The 18,288-nt window shown below is 72.3% G+C and carries 18 protein-coding genes; 11 read left to right on the forward strand and 7 right to left on the reverse strand.

Annotated features, from left to right (window positions below):
- Positions 1-80: 80 nt before the first annotated feature.
- From paaE to paaA, 5 genes are read right to left on the reverse strand one after another with little or no spacing between them, the layout of a single operon-like run.
- Complete coding sequence (gene paaE, locus ACZ7LT_RS15695; protein WP_471236587.1) at positions 81-1,136, reverse strand: 1,2-phenylacetyl-CoA epoxidase subunit PaaE; 1,056 nt, start codon at positions 1,134-1,136, stop codon at positions 81-83.
- Positions 1,137-1,631 (reverse strand): 1,2-phenylacetyl-CoA epoxidase subunit PaaD, encoded by a 495-nt coding sequence (gene paaD, locus ACZ7LT_RS15700; RefSeq protein ID WP_471236588.1) that lies wholly within the window; start codon positions 1,629-1,631, stop codon positions 1,137-1,139.
- A complete protein-coding gene (gene paaC, locus ACZ7LT_RS15705; RefSeq protein ID WP_471236589.1) occupies positions 1,625-2,347 on the reverse strand; it encodes a 1,2-phenylacetyl-CoA epoxidase subunit PaaC in 723 nt (240 codons plus the stop codon). Before paaC ends, paaD begins: the two co-directional genes overlap by 7 nt.
- Positions 2,344-2,631, reverse strand: a complete 288-nt coding sequence (gene paaB, locus ACZ7LT_RS15710) for a 1,2-phenylacetyl-CoA epoxidase subunit PaaB (protein ID WP_471236590.1) — start codon at positions 2,629-2,631, stop codon at positions 2,344-2,346. Before paaB ends, paaC begins: the two co-directional genes overlap by 4 nt.
- The gene (paaA, locus tag ACZ7LT_RS15715; RefSeq protein WP_471236591.1) at positions 2,628-3,608 is read right to left on the reverse strand and encodes a 1,2-phenylacetyl-CoA epoxidase subunit PaaA; all 981 of its coding nucleotides are present in this window, start codon (positions 3,606-3,608) and stop codon (positions 2,628-2,630) included. Before paaA ends, paaB begins: the two co-directional genes overlap by 4 nt.
- 120 nt (positions 3,609-3,728) lie before the next feature.
- Here paaA and ACZ7LT_RS15720 point away from each other — a divergent pair, with 120 nt between their 5' ends.
- Genes ACZ7LT_RS15720 through ACZ7LT_RS15730 form a run of 3 tightly spaced genes read left to right on the forward strand, consistent with a single transcriptional unit; the run spans position 3,729 to position 6,378 of the window.
- Positions 3,729-4,466 carry a DUF5819 family protein gene (locus ACZ7LT_RS15720; protein WP_471236592.1) on the forward strand — a complete coding sequence of 246 codons (738 nt, stop codon included), beginning with the start codon at positions 3,729-3,731 and terminating at the stop codon, positions 4,464-4,466.
- Positions 4,463-5,698 (forward strand): HTTM domain-containing protein, encoded by a 1,236-nt coding sequence (locus tag ACZ7LT_RS15725; protein ID WP_471236593.1) that lies wholly within the window; start codon positions 4,463-4,465, stop codon positions 5,696-5,698. The genes ACZ7LT_RS15720 and ACZ7LT_RS15725 overlap by 4 nt, the downstream gene beginning before the upstream one ends.
- Positions 5,695-6,378: a TrmH family RNA methyltransferase gene (locus ACZ7LT_RS15730; protein ID WP_471236594.1), complete on the forward strand. Its 684-nt coding sequence runs from the start codon at positions 5,695-5,697 to the stop codon at positions 6,376-6,378. Before ACZ7LT_RS15725 ends, ACZ7LT_RS15730 begins: the two co-directional genes overlap by 4 nt.
- Positions 6,379-6,405: 27 nt before the next feature.
- On the opposite strand, the gene paaN is transcribed toward ACZ7LT_RS15730, so the two are convergent.
- On the reverse strand, positions 6,406-8,100 hold the full coding sequence (paaN, locus tag ACZ7LT_RS15735) for a phenylacetic acid degradation protein PaaN (RefSeq protein ID WP_471236595.1): 1,695 nt from the start codon (positions 8,098-8,100) through the stop codon (positions 6,406-6,408).
- A 178-nt stretch (positions 8,101-8,278) separates the two neighbouring features.
- On the opposite strand from paaN, the gene ACZ7LT_RS15740 reads away from it, so the two are divergent.
- Both ACZ7LT_RS15740 and ACZ7LT_RS15745 read left to right on the forward strand, forming a co-directional pair.
- Positions 8,279-9,784, forward strand: coding sequence for a 3-hydroxyacyl-CoA dehydrogenase (locus ACZ7LT_RS15740; RefSeq protein ID WP_471236596.1), 1,506 nt, complete (start codon positions 8,279-8,281; stop codon positions 9,782-9,784).
- A gap of 4 nt (positions 9,785-9,788) precedes the next feature.
- Positions 9,789-10,382, forward strand: a complete 594-nt coding sequence (locus ACZ7LT_RS15745) for a TetR/AcrR family transcriptional regulator (RefSeq protein ID WP_471236597.1) — start codon at positions 9,789-9,791, stop codon at positions 10,380-10,382.
- A gap of 67 nt (positions 10,383-10,449) precedes the next feature.
- Here ACZ7LT_RS15745 and ACZ7LT_RS15750 read toward each other — a convergent pair whose 3' ends face one another.
- Positions 10,450-10,929, reverse strand: a complete 480-nt coding sequence (locus ACZ7LT_RS15750) for an Lrp/AsnC family transcriptional regulator (RefSeq protein WP_471236977.1) — start codon at positions 10,927-10,929, stop codon at positions 10,450-10,452.
- Between the two features lie 192 nt (positions 10,930-11,121).
- On the opposite strand from ACZ7LT_RS15750, the gene pdhA reads away from it, so the two are divergent.
- From pdhA to ACZ7LT_RS15780, 6 genes are read left to right on the forward strand one after another with little or no spacing between them, the layout of a single operon-like run.
- The gene (pdhA, locus tag ACZ7LT_RS15755) at positions 11,122-12,312 is read left to right on the forward strand and encodes a pyruvate dehydrogenase (acetyl-transferring) E1 component subunit alpha (RefSeq protein WP_471236978.1); all 1,191 of its coding nucleotides are present in this window, start codon (positions 11,122-11,124) and stop codon (positions 12,310-12,312) included.
- Entirely contained in the window at positions 12,309-13,319 is a 1,011-nt protein-coding gene (locus ACZ7LT_RS15760; RefSeq protein ID WP_189200317.1) for an alpha-ketoacid dehydrogenase subunit beta, read from the forward strand. Before pdhA ends, ACZ7LT_RS15760 begins: the two co-directional genes overlap by 4 nt.
- Positions 13,319-14,695, forward strand: coding sequence for a dihydrolipoamide acetyltransferase family protein (locus ACZ7LT_RS15765; protein WP_471236598.1), 1,377 nt, complete (start codon positions 13,319-13,321; stop codon positions 14,693-14,695). Before ACZ7LT_RS15760 ends, ACZ7LT_RS15765 begins: the two co-directional genes overlap by 1 nt.
- 46 nt (positions 14,696-14,741) lie before the next feature.
- Positions 14,742-15,614 (forward strand): NTP transferase domain-containing protein, encoded by an 873-nt coding sequence (locus ACZ7LT_RS15770; RefSeq protein ID WP_471236599.1) that lies wholly within the window; start codon positions 14,742-14,744, stop codon positions 15,612-15,614.
- On the forward strand, positions 15,611-17,209 hold the full coding sequence (locus tag ACZ7LT_RS15775; protein WP_471236600.1) for a molybdopterin molybdotransferase MoeA: 1,599 nt from the start codon (positions 15,611-15,613) through the stop codon (positions 17,207-17,209). Before ACZ7LT_RS15770 ends, ACZ7LT_RS15775 begins: the two co-directional genes overlap by 4 nt.
- Positions 17,206-18,288, forward strand: coding sequence for a potassium channel family protein (locus ACZ7LT_RS15780; protein ID WP_471236601.1), 1,083 nt, complete (start codon positions 17,206-17,208; stop codon positions 18,286-18,288). The genes ACZ7LT_RS15775 and ACZ7LT_RS15780 overlap by 4 nt, the downstream gene beginning before the upstream one ends.

The raw sequence follows: 18,288 nt of genomic DNA on the forward strand, positions 1-18,288 counted from the left end.
CCCTGTCCTCCCACGAACCACCGGTGCCTGACGGACCGTCAAGATAGAACAGGTTCTAGGGGAAGGGAATGGGTGGGGCGTCAGCGGTCGAAGTCCAGCTCCACCTCCGCGGTGACCGGATGGGACTGGCAGGCCAGGACGTATCCGGCGTCGGTCTCCTCGTCCTCCAGGGCGAAGTTGCGGTCCATCCGGACCTCGCCGCGCACGAGGAACGCCCGGCAGGTCCCGCAGACGCCGCCCTTGCAGGCGTACGGAGCGTCCGAGCGGGCCCGCAGCACCGCCTCCAGGAGCGAGTCGCCTTCGGGCACGGGCCAGGTGCCCGACCGGCCGTGCAGGGTCGCGGTGACCGTGGCGTGCTCGGGTGCCATGGTCGCGACCGCGGTGGGCGCCGAGCCGTCGTCCACGTGGAAGATCTCCTGGTGGATCCGGCCGCGCGCCACGCCGAGCCCGCGCAGCGCGTGTTCGGCGCCCTGCACCAGTCCGAAGGGTCCGCAGAGGAACCAGCCGTCGATCTCGGCGACCGGCAGCAGTGCGGGGAGCAGCGCGGCCAGCCGTTCCTGGTCGAGTCGGCCGGAGGGCAGACCGGTCTGCTGTTCCTCCCGGGAGAGGACCGTGACCAGCTGGAACCGGTCGGGGAAGCGGTCCTTGAGGTCGGCGACCTCGTCCAGGAACATCGTGGACGCCGCGGTGCGGTCGCTGCGGATGAGACAGAACCGGGCCTCCGGTTCGCGGGCCAGCAGGGTCGCCGCGATCGACAGGACGGGAGTGATCCCGCTGCCGCCGACGATCGCCGCGAAGTGCCCGGTCCGCGGCTCCAGGACGAAGCGTCCCATCGGCTCCATGACCTCGACCGTGTGCCCGACGGCGAGCTCCTTGAGCGCGAACGTCGAGAACTCGCCGCCGTCCACGAGCCGGATGCCGACGCGCAGCGCCGGATCCTCGCCCGCCGGGGCGGCGGGGGTGCAGATCGAGTACGTGCGCCGGATCTCCTCGCCGTCGACGACGCGGCGCAGGGCGAGGTGCTGACCGGGGATGTGGCGGAAGGTCTCGCGCAGCTCGGGCGGCACCTCGAAGGTCACGGCGACCGAGTCGTCGGTGAGCCGCTCGACCTCACTCACGCGGAGCGAATGGAACATCTACAACTCCTTGAAGTGGTCGAACGGTTCGAGGCACGAGGCGCAGCGGCGCAGTGCTTTGCAGGCCGTGGAGGAGAACCTGCTGAGCAGCTCGGTGTCGGTGGAGCCGCAGTGGGGGCAGCGGATGGCGAGGGTGAGTGCCACGGGGCCGCCGGCGCTCTGGTGGCGTGGCGGGGCGATGCCGAACTCGGAGAGCTTGCGGCGGCCTTCGTCGCTGATGTCGTCGGTGGACCAGGCGGGGGACAGGACGGTGACCACGGACACCTCGGGGATGCCGTGTTCGTGCAGGACCTGTTCGATGTCGGAGGACATCGCCTCGATGGCGGGGCAGCCGGTGTAGGTGGGAGTGAGGGCGACCTCGACCTTGCCGGGGCCGAGGACCTGCACGCCCCGGAGGACTCCGAGCTCTTCCAGCGTGAGGACGGGCAGCTCGGGGTCGGGGACGGAGCCGGCGAGCCGGCTCAGTTCCTCCTCGAGCGGCGTCATGGTCACCATGTCGCCCCCGGGTGGCTGCGGTGCAGATGCTGCATTTCGGCGAGCATCCGTCCGAACGGTTCGGTGTGCAGGCCCTGGCGTCCCGCGCCGGCCGCCCAGGCGCCCGTCCGGGGCCCTTCGGGCACGGTCAGCGTGGCCCGCTCCAGCACATCGGTGACGGAGGCGAGCCAGGCCGCCTCCAGCTGGGGCCAGTCGAGGTCGAGGCCGTCGAGGGGCTGGAACATCTCGCCGGTGTAGCGCCACAGGGCGTCGCAGGCCTGCTGCATCCGCTGGTGGCTTTCGGGGGTGCCGTCGCCGAGGCGGAGTGCCCAGTGTTCGGCGTGGTCCTGGTGGTAGGCGACTTCCTTGACCGCTTTCGCGGCGAGGCCGGTCAGCGGGGTGTCGCCGGTGGCGAGCGCTCCGTACAGCAGGCGCTGGTAGGTGGAGAAGTAGAGCTGGCGGGCGATGGTGTGGGCGAAGTCGCCGTTGGGCTGTTCGACCAGCTGGAGGTTGCGGAAGGACCGCTCCTCGCGGAGGTAGGCGAGCTCGTCCTCGTCCCCGACGAGGGAGAGCAGCACCCGGGCCTGGCCGAGCAGGTCGAGGGCGATGTTGGCGAGGGCGACCTCTTCTTCCAGTACGGGGGCGTTGCCCGCCCACTCGCCGAGGCGGTGGGAGAGCACGAGGGCGTCGTCGCCGAGGGCGAGGGCCGCCGCGTGGGTGGTGGGGGTGGTGGTCACAGGTGCTTCACCCCCTCCGGGATTTCGTAGAACGTCGGGTGGCGGTAGGGCTTGTCCGCCGACGGTTCGAAGAAGGGGTCCTTCTCGTCGGGGGAGGAGGCGGTGATCGCCGTGGAGGGCACCACCCAGATGGAGACGCCTTCGTTGCGCCGGGTGTAGAGGTCGCGGGCGTTGCGCAGGGCCATCTCCGCGTCCGGCGCGTGCAGGCTGCCCGCGTGGGTGTGGGACAGGCCCCGGCGGGAGCGTACGAAGACCTCCCACAGCGGCCAACTGTCGGTCGTCATGCCCGTGCCTCCCCGTGCTTCGCGGCGTACGCCGCCGCGGCTTCTCTGACCCAGGCGCCTTCTTCGTGTGCCTGGCGGCGCCTGCTGAGCCGCTGCTCGTTGCAGGGCCCGTTGCCCTTGAGGACCTCCCAGAATTCGGTCCAGTCGATCGGGCCGAAGTCGTAGTGCCCCCGCTCCTCGTTCCACCGCAGGTCGGGGTCGGGGAGGGTGAGTCCCAGTGCCTCGGCCTGCGGGACGCAGATGTCCACGAAGCGCTGGCGCAGTTCGTCGTTGGAGTGGCGCTTGATCTTCCAGGCCATCGACTGGGCCGAGTGCGCGGATTCGTCGTCCGGCGGGCCGAACATCATCAGCGAGGGCCACCACCAGCGGTCGACCGCGTCCTGGGCCATCGCGTGCTGCTCCGGTGTCCCCTTGGACAGGGCGAGCAGCGATTCGTAGCCCTGCCGCTGGTGGAAGGACTCCTCCTTGCAGACGCGGACCATCGCGCGGGCGTACGGGCCGTAGGAGCAGCGGCACAGCGGGACCTGGTTGGTGATCGCGGCGCCGTCCACGAGCCAGCCGATGGCGCCGACGTCGGCCCAGGTCAGCGTGGGGTAGTTGAAGATCGAGGAGTACTTCTGGCGTCCGGCGTGAAGCTTGTCGAGGAGTTCGTCGCGGCTGGTGCCGAGCGTTTCGGCCGCGCTGTACAGATACAGGCCGTGTCCGGCCTCGTCCTGGACCTTGGCCATGAGGATCGCCTTGCGGCGCAGGCTGGGCGCGCGGGTGATCCAGTTGGCCTCGGGCTGCATGCCGATGATCTCGGAGTGGGCGTGCTGGGCGATCTGGCGCACCAGGGAGGCGCGGTAGGCATCCGGCATCCAGTCGCGTGGCTCGATGCGCTCCTCGGCCGCCACGGCGGCGTCGAACGCCGCTTCGTGTGCCGCCTGTGCCTCGGCTGCTTCCTGCGTGTCCGTCGTCACTGCTGTCACCGCCGCCACCGCCTCATCGCATCCCCTACCGACCGATCGTTCGGTTGAATGACTTCAATGGTGGGTCGGCGGCCCGTAAGGTGTCAACCCTGTGGATAACTGCTGTGGGCCGATGGGGATCGGGGCGGGATGGACGCGTACGACGACGAGGGCGGGCGCGGTGAGCGCGGTGACGGTGCCGGCTCGCCGGAAACGGCCGACGGCCCACCCGCCGGGATAGCCGCGCTGTCCCTCCCGTATCAGGTCGCCGCGGCCGTCGCTCTGGCCGTCGTCGCGGTCCTGGCGTGCGTTCATGTCTCGATGGTGTTTCTGCACGTCGCGCCCTCGAACACGCTGACCAAGCAGAACGGCGAGGCGATCGACGGCTGGGTCTACCCCGAGTTCGAGCAGAACTGGAAGCTGTTCGCCCCCAACCCCCTCCAGCAGAACATCTCGGTCCAGGTCCGCGCCGAGGTCACCGGCCCCGGCGGCACGCGCAGGACCACCGACTGGATCGATCTGTCCGCCGAGGACGGCGCGGCGATCCGTGGCAGCCTGCTGCCCAGCCACACCGAGCAGAACGAGCTCCGCCGCGGCTGGGACTTCTACGTCAACAGCCACAACGACAAGAACGAACCCAACGGACTGCGCGGGCAGCTCTCGGAGCGCTACCTGCGCCGTATCGTGATGCAGCGCCTGGACGCGCACGCCCTGGGCGGCCGGGTCGAGCGGATCCAGCTTCGCTCCTCGACCAGCGCGGTCAGCGCACCCCCGTGGAGCCAGGAGAAGATCGACACCCGGCCCTTCCTGCGGGTCGTGCCCTGGTGGACGGTGACCGCCGCGGATCTGCCCGCAGGCGTACGCGACGGCAAGGAGGCAGGCCAGTGAGCACCCACCCCCGGCCCGCCCGGAGGCAGACCAGCGACCGGCGGCTCGCAGGCGCCATCCAGCGCGTCACGGCCGCCGCGCTCGGCCCGTACCAGAGCGCCGTCGTCCGGATCGGCTTCTCCGCGACCTGGCTGATCTTCCTGCTGCGCGAGCTGCCCCACCGCAGCGAGCTCTACGGCCCCGACAGCCCCTGGGGCTGGGACATGGCCCGCGAGCTCATCGGCACCAACGACTCGTTCACCGTCCTGATGTGGTCGGACAGCGCCGTCTGGTTCGAGATCGTCTACGCCGCCGCCCTGCTCTCCAGCCTGCTGCTGATGCTCGGCTGGCGCACCAGGGCCATGTCCGCCGTCTTCATGGCCGGTGTCCTGTCCCTGCAGAATCGGTCCATCTTCATGGGCGACGGCGGCGACAACGTCGTGCACCTGGTCGCCCTCTACCTGCTGCTGACCCGCTGCTCGCAGGTCTGGTCGCTGGACGCCCGCCGCGCCGCCCGGGGCGGCGGCCAGCCGGACCGGGTCGGCCCGCTGCTGTGGGTGGTCCTCGGCGGCTTCCTGGTGCCCGCCACGCTCCATATCGACCGGACCGGCGAGATATGGCTGCTGGCGCTGCTGTGGGGCCTGTGGGTGGCCCAGGGGCTGTGGTGGGTGGTGTGCCGCTTCGCGCCCAGTGAGCCGCGGGTGCTGCTCGACGTCCTCGCCAACCTGCTCCACAACGCCACCCTCGCCGTGATCATGGCCGAGGTCTGCCTGATCTACGCGACGGCCGGCTGGTACAAGATCCAGGGCACGCGCTGGCAGGACGGCACCGCGCTGTACTACCCGCTCAAGCTCGACTACTTCACCCCCTGGCCTGCCCTGTCCGACGTGCTCGCCTCCAGCGGCCTGATCGTGATGCTGCTGACGTACGGCACGGTGCTCGTGCAGGTCGCCTTCCCCTTCACCCTCTTCAACCGGCGGGTGAAGAACGCCCTGCTGGTCGCGATGATCCTGGAGCACGCGGGCATCGCCCTCCTGCTCGGACTGCCCTTCTTCTCGCTCGCGATGATCTCCGCCGACGCCGTGTTCCTGCCGACCGCGTTCCTGGTCTGGCTGGGCGCCCGGGCCGGCCGGGGCAGGGAGCGGCTGATCGCGCGCGTGCGCGGCGGGCGGCTGCCGGAGCAGCGGCCCGCGCCGTGGGACGAGCAGGCCCCCGCACACGGTGACGGCGGTAGCCCTACCCTCGTCAGGTGAGCAGCGAGACCCCCACGGACCCGTCCATCGGCCAGGACCCGGTCCAGTACGACGAGGGATACGGCATCGAGATCGGTGTCGGCCCGCATCCCGAACCCTGGCCGAGCGGTGAGCGGTACGACCCCGAGCTGCTCGCCGGAGGCGACCGGCGCAATGTGGTCGACCGCTACCGGTACTGGACGCGGGAGGCGATCGTCGCCGACCTCGACACCCGGCGCCATGACTTCCATGTGGCGGTGGAGAACTGGGGCCACGACTTCAACATCGGGTCGGTCGTGCGCACCGCCAACGCCTTCCTGGCGAAGGAGATCCACATCGTCGGCCGGCGGCGCTGGAACCGCCGCGGGGCCATGGTCACCGACCGCTATCAGCACGTCCGCCACCACCCCGACACCGAGTCCCTGACGGCCTGGGCGGCGGCCGAGGGCCTGCCGATCATCGGCATCGACAACCTGCCCGGCGCGGTGCCGCTGGAGCGGACCGAGCTGCCGCGCCGCTGTGTGCTGCTGTTCGGCCAGGAGGGGCCGGGCCTCACGGAGGAGGCCCGTAAGCACGCGTCGATGGTGTGCTCGATCGCGCAGTTCGGCTCCACCCGGTCGATCAACGCGGGCGCCGCGGCAGCGATCGCCATGCACGCGTGGGTGCAGCGTTACGCCGACATCCCGGACCCGGGCCGGTAGGAACCGGCCGGGGTCCGGGTGCACTCGTCAGGCCTGGCGGCGGACCTCCACCACCCGGAAGCGGTTCGCGACGAACGCGCCGTCGCACAGGGCGGCGTTGGCGGCCGGGTTGCCGCCCGAGCCGTGGAAGTCGGAGAACGCGGCCGTCTGGTTCACATAGACCCCGCCCGTCAGGTTGAGGGAGAGCTGCGCGGACTCCTCCAGACAGACCTCCTCGACGGCGCGCTCGGTGTCGGTCGACGTGGTGTACGCGCCGACCGTCATCGCGCCCTTCTCGCGGACCGTGCGCCGCAGCAGCTCCAGGGCGTCGGCCGTCGAGTCGACGGCGACGGCGAAGGACACCGGCCCGAAGCACTCGGACATGTACGCCGCCTCGTCGTCCGGCTTCGCGCCGTCCAGCTTGACGATCACCGGCGTACGGACCACGGCGTCCGGGAACTCGGGGTTCGCGACCTCACGGGACGGGAGGGCCACCTCGCCGAGGGCGGCGGCGGCCTCCAGCCGGGCCTTCACGTCCGGGTTGACCAGCGCGCCCAGCAGCGCGTTCGCCCGGGCGTCGTCGCCCAGCAGACCGGCGATGGAGGCGGAGAGGTCGGCCACCACCTCGTCGTACGACTTCGGGCCCTGGTCGGTGGTGATGCCCTCGCGCGGGATCAGCAGGTTCTGCGGCGTGGTGCACATCTGGCCGCTGTACAGGGACAGCGAGAAAGCCAGATTGGAGAGCATCCCCTTGTAGTCGTCGGTGGAGTCGACGACGACGGTGTTCACACCGGCCTTCTCGGTGTACACCTGCGCCTGGCGTGCGTTGGCCTCCAGCCAGTCGCCGAAGGCGGTGGAGCCGGTGTAGTCGATGATCCGGATCTCGGGGCGGACGGCCAGGGTCTTGGCGATGCCCTCACCGGGCCGCTCGACGGCCAGGGCGACCAGGTTCGGGTCGAAACCGGCCTCGGCGAGCACCTCGCGGGCGACGCGCACGGTCAGCGCCAGCGGGAGCACGGCCCGCGGGTGCGGCTTGACCAGCACGGCGTTGCCGGTGGCGAGGGAGGCGAACAGGCCCGGGTAGCCGTTCCAGGTCGGGAAGGTGTTGCAGCCGATCACCAGCGCGATCCCGCGCGCGACGGGCGTGAACGTCTTCTTCAGCTCCAGGGGGTCCCGCTTGCCCTGCGGCTTGGACCAGCCGGCGTCCTGCGGGGTGCGGATCTGCTCGGCGTAGGCGTACGCCACGGCCTCCAGGCCGCGGTCCTGGGCGTGCGGGCCGCCCGCCTGGAACGCCATCATGAACGCCTGGCCGCTGGTGTGCATGACGGCGTGCGCGAACTCATGGGTGCGGGCACTGATCCTGGCCAGGATCTCCACGCAGACCAGGGCCCGCGTCTCGGCGCCCGCGTCCCGCCAGGCAGCCATGCCGGCGCGCATCGCCGGCAGCAGCACGTCGATGTCCGCGTGCGGGTACTCGACGCCCAGCGCCGGGCCGTACGGGGAGACCTCGCCGCCCGTCCAGCCGTCCGTGCCCGGCTGATCCAGCTCGAAGCGGCCGTTCAGCAGGGATTCGTAGGCGGCGAGACCGTCGGCGGCGCTCAGCGAGCCGTTCTCTCCGTAGGCCTTCGGATGCTCCGGGTGAGGCGACCAGTACGCGCGCGTACGGATCGTTTCGAGAGCCTGATCGAGCGTGGGCCGGTGGGTCTCGGCCAGGCGGTCGGTGGTCAGCTGAGCGGCGGCCATTACGGACCAACTCCTCGGTGAGCCAAATCAGTCGCGCGCGAAGCGCTCCCCAACAGATGGGTGGTGATGTGTGACGGGTGGGCAGTCAAAGGCGGTCAGAGCTAGAGTAACCGAACGATCGGTCGGGACAAGGGGGTCCGCAGAAGCTGTGGATAACTGGTAGGGGAGGATCATCCATATGACCGCCATCGAGCAGAGCCGTACCGTCGCCGTCGTCGGCACCGGCACCATGGGGCAGGGAATCGCCCAGGTCGCCCTGGTCGCGGGCCATCCCGTACGGCTCTACGACGCCCTCCCCGAGCGGGCGCAGCAGGCCGCCGAGGCCATCGCGGGCCGCCTGGACCGGCTCGTCGAAAAGGGCAGGCTGGACGCGGACGCACGGTCCGCCGCGCTCGCCCGGCTCCACCCGGCCGCCGCGCTCACCGACCTCGCCGACGCCGCGCTCGTCGTCGAGGCGATCGTGGAACGGCTCGAGGTCAAGCAGGAGCTCTTCACGGCCCTGGAGGAGATCGTCGCCGACGACTGCCTCCTCGCCACCAACACCTCCTCCCTCTCCGTGACCGCCATCGCGGGCCCCCTGCGGGTCCCCGACCGCTTCGTGGGCCTGCACTTCTTCAACCCCGCCCCGCTGCTCCCGCTCGTCGAGGTGGTCAGCGGGCACGCCACGGCCCAGCGCTCCGCCACGCGCGCGTACGAGACGGCGAAGGCCTGGGGCAAGACGCCGGTGCGCTGCGCCGACACCCCCGGGTTCATCGTCAACCGGCTGGCCCGGCCCTTCTACGCCGAGGCCCTGCGCGTCCACGAGGAGCGCGGCGCCGACCCCGCCACGATCGACGCCGTCCTGCGCGAGTGCGGCGGCTTCAAGATGGGCCCCTTCGAGCTGACCGACCTGATCGGCCAGGACGTGAACGAGGCCGTGACCCGGTCGGTGTGGGAGTCCTTCTACCAGGACCCCAAGTTCATCCCCTCCCTCGCCCAGCGGCGGCTGGTCGAGTCGGGCCGCCTGGGCCGCAAGTCCGGCCAGGGCTGGTTCTCGTACGCCGAGGGCGCCGAGGTGCCCGAGCCGCACACCGCTCCGGCGACCGAGCCGCCCGCGCACATCACCGTCGAGGGCGATCTGGGCCCGGCCGGTGAGCTGGTCGCGCTCTGCCGCGAGGCCGGGATCACGGTGCACGAGCAGGACGAGGACCGTGGCACCCGCATCCTGCTGCCCAGCGGCGGGCAGCTCGTGCTCGCCGACGGACAGACCTCTGTGGAGTTCCGGGACGTCGTCTACTTCGACCTGGCGCTCGACTACCGCGAGGCCACCCGGATCGCGCTCTCCGCCTCCGAGGTCACCGCCTGGGAGACGCTCCGTGAGTCGATCGGCCTCTTCCAGGCCCTCGGCAAGAACGTCAGCGTCATCGGGGACGTACCCGGCATGATCGTCGCCCGGACGGTCGCGATGCTCGTGGACCTCGCCGCGGACGCCGTCGCCAAGGGCGTCGCCTCGGAGCAGGACATCGACACGGCGATGCGGCTCGGCGTCAACTACCCCCTCGGCCCGGTCGAATGGGGCCGCAGGCTTGGCCACGCCTGGGCCCACGAGCTGCTCGACGAGCTCCACGCGCGCGTGCCCACCGGCCGTTACGCACCCTCCCTGGCCCTCTACCGCCAGACGTACGTCGAGATGAAGAGCGAGTAGGTCCATGACAACCGCCAAGCGCGACACGTACACCCCCGAGACGCTGCTCTCCGTCGCCGTCCGGGTCTTCAACGAGCGCGGCTACGACGGCACCTCCATGGAGCACCTCTCCAAGGCGGCGGGGATCTCGAAGTCGTCGATCTACCACCATGTGGCGGGCAAGGAGGAGCTGCTGCGGCGCGCCGTGAGCCGCGCCCTCGACGGCCTGTTCGGCATCCTCGACGAACCGGGCGCGGTGCGGGGTCGGGCCGTCGAGCGCGTCGAGTACGTCACCCGCAGGACCGTCGAGGTACTGATCGCGGAGCTGCCCTACGTCACGCTGCTGCTGCGCGTGCGGGGCAACACCACCACCGAACGCTGGGCCATGGAGCGCCGGCGCGAGTTCGACCACCGGGTGGCCGAGCTCCTCAAGGCGGCCGTCGCCGACGGCGACCTGCGGGCCGACGTCGACATCCGGCTCGCCACCCGGCTGCTCTTCGGCATGGTCAACTCGCTGGTCGAGTGGTACAGGCCGCACCCGGGCGGGGACGCGGAACGTGCCCAGGTGGCCGACACCGTCGTCCACCTGGCCTTCGACGGGCTGCGTACGGCCCCCTGAGCGTCCCGTCCGGGCCCCTGAGCGTTCAGTCCCGGGCCTGAGCGGCTAGTCCCAGACCCTTGAGTGTCTAGTCCCGCTCCGGGTCGAGGTCCGTCTCCTCGAACACCAGCAGGGTGCGGGTCGACAGCACCTCGGGAATCGACTGGATCCTGGTCAGGACCAGTTCCCGCAGGGTGCGGTTGTCCGGTGTGTGCACCAGCAGCAGGACATCGAAATCTCCGCTGACCAGAGCGATGTGGGCGGCCCCCGGCAACGCCTGGAGCTGCTCGCGGACCGTGCGCCACGAGTTCTGGACGATCTTCAGCGTGATGTACGCCGACGCGCCCTGGCCCGCCCTTTCGTGGTTCACCCGCGCGCTGAAGCCCCGGATCACCCCGTCGTCGATCAGCCGGTTGATCCGGGCGTAGGCGTTCGCCCGCGACACGTGCACCCGCTCGGCCACGGAACGTATCGACGCGCGGCCGTCCGTCTGCAGGATGCGGAGGATGTCCTTGTCGATCGCGTCCAGCTGGCGCGCCGAGGGCCTCTGCTCCCAGCCGTCGGCCATTTGTTCATCCACCATGTCCCCCCACCTCTCCGCCATGGACGACCTGTCTCTATCCCAGGCTGTGGAGAACCGTTTGTCCACAGGCTGGAGGTGCCTGTAGCCAAAATGCGTCCACGACCGAACAATCGGTAGGTGAGGCGCGCCACACTCGCGCCCACCGCCTTCGGGTCTTATGCCCGCTCCCACGAGGAGGTGGACTCGTTGAAACAGAGCAGTTCGACAGTCCAAGAGCTGCCCGGTGCCGCCAGTGTCTACCGGCCCACCCCGCCCCCGGCGTGGAAGCCGCGCACGGACCCCGCGCCGCTGCTCCCCGAGACCGAGCCCCACCGGGTGCTCGGCACGGATGCCGTCGCCACGGCCGACCCCGAGCTGCTGCGGCGGCTCTACGCCGAGCTGGTGCGCGGCCGCCGCTACAACGCGCAGGCGACCGCCCTCACCAAGCAGGGGCGGCTCGCGGTCTACCCGTCGAGCACCGGCCAGGAGGCCTGCGAGGTCGCGGCCGCGCTGGCCCTCGAAGACCGCGACTGGCTGTTTCCCTCCTACCGCGACACGCTCGCGGCCGTGGCGCGCGGGCTCGACCCCGTCCAGGCGCTCACCCTGCTGCGCGGCGACTGGCACACCGGCTACGACCCGCACGAGCACCGCGTCGCACCGCTGTGCACACCGCTGGCCACCCAGCTGCCGCACGCCGTCGGTCTGGCGCACGCGGCCCGCCTCAAGGGCGACGACGTCGTCGCCCTCGCCATGGTCGGCGACGGCGGCACCAGCGAGGGCGACTTCCACGAGGCACTGAACTTCGCCGCCGTCTGGCAGGCCCCCGTGGTCTTCCTCGTCCAGAACAACGGCTTCGCGATCTCCGTACCGCTCGCCAAGCAGACCGCCGCCCCCTCCCTCGCCCACAAGGCCGTCGGATACGGCATGCCCGGTCGGCTCGTCGACGGCAACGACGCCGTCGCGGTCCACCAGGTGCTCTCCGAGGCGGTCGCCCGCGCCCGGCGCGGCGGCGGACCGACGCTGGTGGAGGCGGTGACCTACCGGATCGACGCCCACACCAACGCCGACGACGCCACCCGCTACCGCGGGGACAGCGAGGTCGAGGCCTGGCGGGCCCATGACCCGATCCGGCTGCTCGAGCGGGAGTTGACGGAGCGCGGGATGCTCGACGAGGAAGGAAAGCGGCAGGCCGCCGAGGCCGCCGAGACGATGGCCGCGGCGCTGCGTGAACGGATGAACGCCGAGCCGGTCCTCGACCCGATGGACCTGTTCGCCCATGTCTACGCCGAGCAGACCGCGCAGCTGCGGGAGCAGGCCGCGCAGCTGCGGGCCGAGCTGGACGCCGCGGGCGACGACGCCTCGGCAGGCACCGAAGGTGATGTGCGATGACGACGACGCTGGCAGCGGCCAAGCCCGCCACGATGGCGCAGGCGCTGCAGCGCGCCATGCGCGACGCGATGGCCGAGGACCCGACCGTCCATGTGATGGGTGAGGACGTCGGCACGCTCGGCGGCGTCTTCCGGGTCACGGACGGCCTCGCCAAGGAGTTCGGCGAGGACCGCTGCACCGACACCCCGCTCGCCGAGGCCGGCATCCTGGGGACGGCCGTCGGCATGGCCATGTACGGGCTGCGGCCGGTGGTCGAGATGCAGTTCGACGCCTTCGCCTACCCCGCCTTCGAGCAGCTGATCAGCCACGTCTCCCGGATGCGCAACCGCACGCGCGGCGCGATGCCGATGCCGATGGTCATCCGAGTGCCGTACGGCGGCGGGATCGGCGGTGTCGAGCACCACAGCGACTCCTCCGAGGCGTACTACATGGCGACTCCGGGGCTCCATGTCGTCACCCCCGCCACCGTCGAGGACGCCTACGGGCTGCTGCGGGCGGCCATCGCCTCCGACGACCCCGTGGTCTTCCTGGAGCCCAAGCGGCTCTACTGGTCCAAGGCGGCCTGGTCGCCCGAGGCGCCGACCGCCGTCGAGCCGATCGGCAAGGCGGTCGTGCGCCGCACCGGCCGCAGCGCGACCCTCGTCACCTACGGTCCGTCCGTGCCGGTCTGCCTGGAGGCCGCCGAGGCCGCCCAGGCGGAGGGCTGGGACCTCGAAGTCGTCGATCTGCGCTCGCTCGTGCCGTTCGACGACGAGACGGTCTGCGCATCGGTGCGGCGCACCGGCCGGGCCGTCGTCGTCCATGAGTCGACCGGCTTCGGCGGGCCCGGCGGCGAGATCGCCGCGCGGATCACCGAGCGCTGCTTCCACCATCTGGAGGCTCCGGTGCTGCGGGTGGCCGGCTTCGACATCCCCTACCCGCCGCCGATGCTGGAGCGGCACCACCTGCCGGGCGTGGACCGGGTCCTGGACGCGGTCGCGCGCCTGCAGTGGGAGGCGGGGAGCTGATGGCCCAGGTCCTGGAATTCAAGCTGCCGGACCTCGGTGAGGGACTCACCGAGGCCGAGATCGTGCGCTGGCTCGTCGCCGTCGGCGACGTCGTCGCCATCGACCAGCCCGTCGTCGAGGTCGAGACCGCCAAGGCGATGGTGGAGGTCCCCTGCCCCTACGGGGGCGTGGTCACCGCCCGCTTCGGCGAGGAGGGCACCGAACTGCCGGTCGGCGCGCCGCTGCTGACCGTGGCGGTCGGACCCGTCGACGCGGCCGCGCCCGGCGCGGCGCCCCAGGGCGCCTCCGCCCCGGCCGGCTCGTCCGCCTCCTCCGCCTCGTCCGGCGAAGGCTCCGGCAATGTGCTCGTCGGCTACGGCACCGGCGCCCCCGCCGCCCGCCGCCGCCGGGTGCGCCCCACCAGCCTCACCGGGCCCGCCGGCCCCGCAGCCCCCGTAGTCCCCTCCGCCCCGGCAGCCCCCGCAGTCCCCTCCGCCCCGGCGGTGCGTGAGGCGTCCGGGCCCGTCCCGGTCATCTCGCCGCTGGTGCGCAAGCTCGCCCGGGAGAAGGGGCTCGACCTGCGGTCCTTGCAGGGCTCCGGCCCCGACGGGCTGATCCTGCGCGCGGACGTCGAGCAGGCGATCCGCGCGGCCGAGGCACCCATCCCCGCGCCCGCGGCCACCGCCCCGGCGGCCACGGCCGGGCTCACCGGCGAGCGGATCCCGCTGCGCGGCGTACGCGGTGCCGTCGCGGACAAGCTCTCCCGCAGCCGTACGGAGATCCCGGACGCCACCTGCTGGGTCGACGCCGACGCCACCGAACTCATGGCGGCCCGCGCTGCGATGAACGCGGCGGGGGGCCCCAAGGTCTCGCTGCTGGCGCTGCTCGCCCGTATCTGCACGGCCGCGCTCGCCCGCTACCCGGAGCTCAACTCCACGGTCGACATGGCCGCGCGGGAGATCGTCCGACTGCCCGCCGTGCACCTCGGGTTCGCGGCGCAGACCGACCGTGGCCTGGTGGTGCCGGTGGTCCGCGATGCGCAGGCCCGCTCGGCCGAATCACTCACCGAGGAGTTCGGCCGGCTGACCGAGGCGGCCCGGCAGGGCACGCTGACGCCGGCGGACCTGACCGGTGGGACGTTCACGCTGAACAACTACGGCGTGTTCGGGGTCGACGGCTCCACGCCGATCATCAACCACCCCGAGGCGGCGATGCTCGGGGTCGGCCGGATCATCCCCAAGCCCTGGGTCCACCAGGGCGAACTGGCGGTCCGTCAGGTGGTTCAGCTGTCGCTCACCTTCGACCACCGCGTCTGCGACGGCGGTACGGCGGGCGGCTTCCTGCGGTACGTGGCGGACTGCGTGGAACAGCCGGCGGTGCTGCTCAGGACGCTGTAGCAGGACCGGCTCCCCCGGCGGGCGGGGCGCGGACCATACTTCTGGGGTGACCGCGTATGACGCCATTGTGCTCGCCGGGGGCGCCGCGAAGCGGCTCGGCGGGGTGGACAAGCCCGCGCTGAGCGTGGGCGGCCGCGCCCTGCTCGACCGCGTCCTGACCGCGTGCCGGACCGCCGGGCGCACGGTCGTCGTCGGCGGGCGGCGGCCCACCGCCCGGCCCGTCGTCTGGGCCCGCGAGGACCCGCCCGGCGGCGGACCGCTCGCCGCCCTCGACGCCGGGGTCCGCCAGGTCGAGGCCGACACCGTCCTCGTGCTCTCCGCCGACCTGCCGTTCCTGGGCGAGGAGACTGTAGGGGACCTGCTGCACGCCGTGCGGCGGGAGGCCGGCGCGGAGGCGGCGCTCTGTGTGGACCCGGACGGCCGGGACCAGCCGCTCGTGGCGGCGTACCGGACCGAGCCGCTCAGGCGGGAGCTGGCCCACGCCGCCACCGAGTACGGCAGCCTCTCGGGGCTGCCGCTGCGGCTTCTGACCCAGGAACTCCGAATCGTCCGGGTCGCCGCGCGGCCCCTGGCCTCCTTCGACTGCGACACCTGGGAGGACATTGCCGCAGCCCGCGCCCGCATCAGGGAGCATGGGAACGTGCTGGACGAATGGATCACCGCAGTCAAGGACGAACTGGGCATCGAGATCGACGTCGACACCGGCGTGCTGCTCGATCTGGCCCGTGACGCCGCCCACGGCGTGGCGCGGCCCGCCGCGCCGCTGACCACCTTCCTGGTCGGGTACGCGGCGGGGCTGGCCGGGGCGGGCGGTGGCCCCGAGGCCGTCGCCGAGGCGGCGCGCAAGGCCGCCGCGCTCGCCAACCGCTGGGCGGCCGAGTCGCAGCCGGGCGACACCAAGGACACCGAGGCCGGATGACGTCCCAGGAGCACGACCCCCAGAACAGGCTCGCCGCCCACGGAGCCCCCGCCGCCCGCGGCCTGGACGACGCCTTGACCGGCTCCCGCCCCGCCCCCGCCCGGCAGGAGACCCTCGGCAGGCACGACGCCGACGTCCTCCACGACGCCGACGGCATGCATGACGCCCTCGCCCTGCTCGGCCCCAGTCCGGCCGCGGCCCCGGCCCGGCGCCCGCACGCGGACGCATCCGGCCGCGGCGGCCCCGGCGGACCCACGAGCCCGCGGAACGAGACCTCCGGCCCCACCGCCCCGGGAGAGCCGGACGACGCGCCGACCGGCCCCGCGCCCGCGGCGGCCCCGTCCCCCGCCTCCCCCTCCACGGCCGTGCCGCACCGCGCCACGCCCTGGCCCGAGGCCCGGGCCGTCGCCGCGCGGGCCGGGCGCGGGAGCGCGCGGGAGGCGGTCGCGGTACCGCTGGCGGAGGCGCTCGGGCGTGTGCTGGCCGGGCCGCTGGCCGCGCTCACCGACCTGCCGTCGTTCGACACCTCCGCCATGGACGGCTGGGCCGTCGCCGGACCCGGACCCTGGGAGCCGCGCCAGGACGACTCGGTCCTGGCCGGGCACGCGCCCACGCAGCCCCTCGCCGACGGCGCCGCCGTACGGATCGCGACCGGCGCCCGGATCCCCCAGGGCGCCACCGCGGTCATCCGCAGGGAGCACTCCCGTACCGACGCCGCCGGCCGACTCCATGCCCTGCGGGACGTCGTCCCCGGCCAGGACATCCGGCCCCGTGCCCAGGAGTGCCGCACCGGCGATCAGTTGCTGCCCGCGGGCTCCGTGGTGAGCCCGGCCGTGCTCGGCCTGGCCGCGGCCGCCGGGTACGACGAGCTGCTCACCGCCGGCCGCCCGCGCGTCGAGGTACTGGTCCTCGGCGACGAACTGCTCACCGGCGGCCTCCCCCACGACGGGCTCATCCGCGACGCGCTCGGGCCGATGCTCGGCCCCTGGCTGCGGGCGCTCGGCGCCGACGTCATCGCCACCCGGCGCGTCGGGGACACCGCCGACGCCCTCCACGAGGCCGTCACCGGCTCGGGCGCCGACCTCGTCGTCACCACCGGCGGCACAGCGGCCGGACCCGTCGACCACGTGCACCCTGTGCTGCGCGAGGCGGGCGCCGAGCTGCTCGTCGACGGCGTGAAGGTGCGCCCCGGCCATCCCATGCTGCTCGCCCGTCTCACCGACGGCAGGCATCTGGTCGGACTGCCCGGCAATCCGCTCGCCGCCGTCTCCGGCCTGCTCACCCTCGCCGCGCCGCTGCTGCGCTCCCTGGCCGCCCGGCCGGAGCCGGAGCCGTACCGGGTGCCCGTACGCGAAGAGGTCCAGGGACACCCGTACGACACCCGGCTCGTGCCGGTCGCCCACCGCCGCGGCGAGGTCCTGCCGCTGCACTACAACGGGCCGGCCATGCTGCGCGGCATCGCCGCCGCCGACGGTCTGGCCGTCGTACCGCCCGGGGGCGCGCGGCCCGGGGACGAACTGGAGATCCTCGACCTGCCCTGGTCGGCGGCGTCGGCGAGGTCGGCGGGGCCGGCCGAAGGGGTGTGTTTCACGTGAAACTTCACGGCCAGGACGCCATCGCCCGCACCGCCGCCGACCACCTCGACACCGCGCGCGTCAAAATCCCCCGCAAGATCGTCGAACGCCCGCTGTGGCAGGTCGGCAAGCGGCTGCTGATGGCCCTCGGGGTGCTGGTGCTGACCGTCGTCATCGTCTACCTCGACCGCGCCGGCTACCACGACAACGCCGACGGCAGCATCGACCTGCTCGACGCCGTCTACTACGCGACCGTCACCCTCTCCACCACGGGCTACGGCGACATCGTTCCCCACAGCGACAGCGCACGTCTGGTGAACGTGCTGCTGGTGACCCCGCTGCGGGTGATTTTCCTGATCATTCTGGTCGGCACGACACTCGAGGTCCTCACGGAACGGACCCGGGAGGAGTGGCGGCTGAACCGCTGGAGGGCCACCTTGCGTGACCACACCGTCATCGTCGGATTCGGCACGAAGGGCCGCTCCGCCATCCAGACGCTCTGCGCGACCGGTCTCAAGAAGGACCAGATCGTCATCGTCGATCCCAGCAGCAAGGTGATCGAAGCGGCCAACGCGGACGGCTTCGTGGGCGTGATCGGCGACGCCACCCGCAGCGATGTCCTGCTGCGCGCGGAGCTCCAGAAGGCGCGCCAGATCGTCATCGCCACCCAGCGCGACGACACGGCCGTGCTGGTGGCGCTCACCGCCCGCCAGCTCAACCGCGGGGCGAAGATCGTCGCCGCGGTCCGTGAGGAGGAGAACGCGCCGCTGCTGCGCCAGTCCGGTGCGGACGCCGTCATCACCAGTGCGAGCGCCGCCGGCCGGCTGCTCGGTCTGTCGGTCCTCAGCCCCAGCGCCGGCACGGTGATGGAGGACCTGATCCAGCAGGGAACGGGCCTCGATCTCGTCGAGCGGCCGGTCATAAAGAGCGAGGTCGGCAAGAGCCCCCGGGAGACCAACGACCTGGTGGTGAGCGTGCTGCGCGGGCACCGGCTGCTCGGCTACGACGATCCGGCCGCCAGCCCGCTCCAGCTCACGGACCGGCTGATCACCATCGTGCGGGCGCGACCGGTCCCTCCGCTCTCCACGCCGCCCGAGTAG

The sequence above is a fragment of the Streptomyces sp. NPDC039465 genome (genome assembly GCF_055639315.1).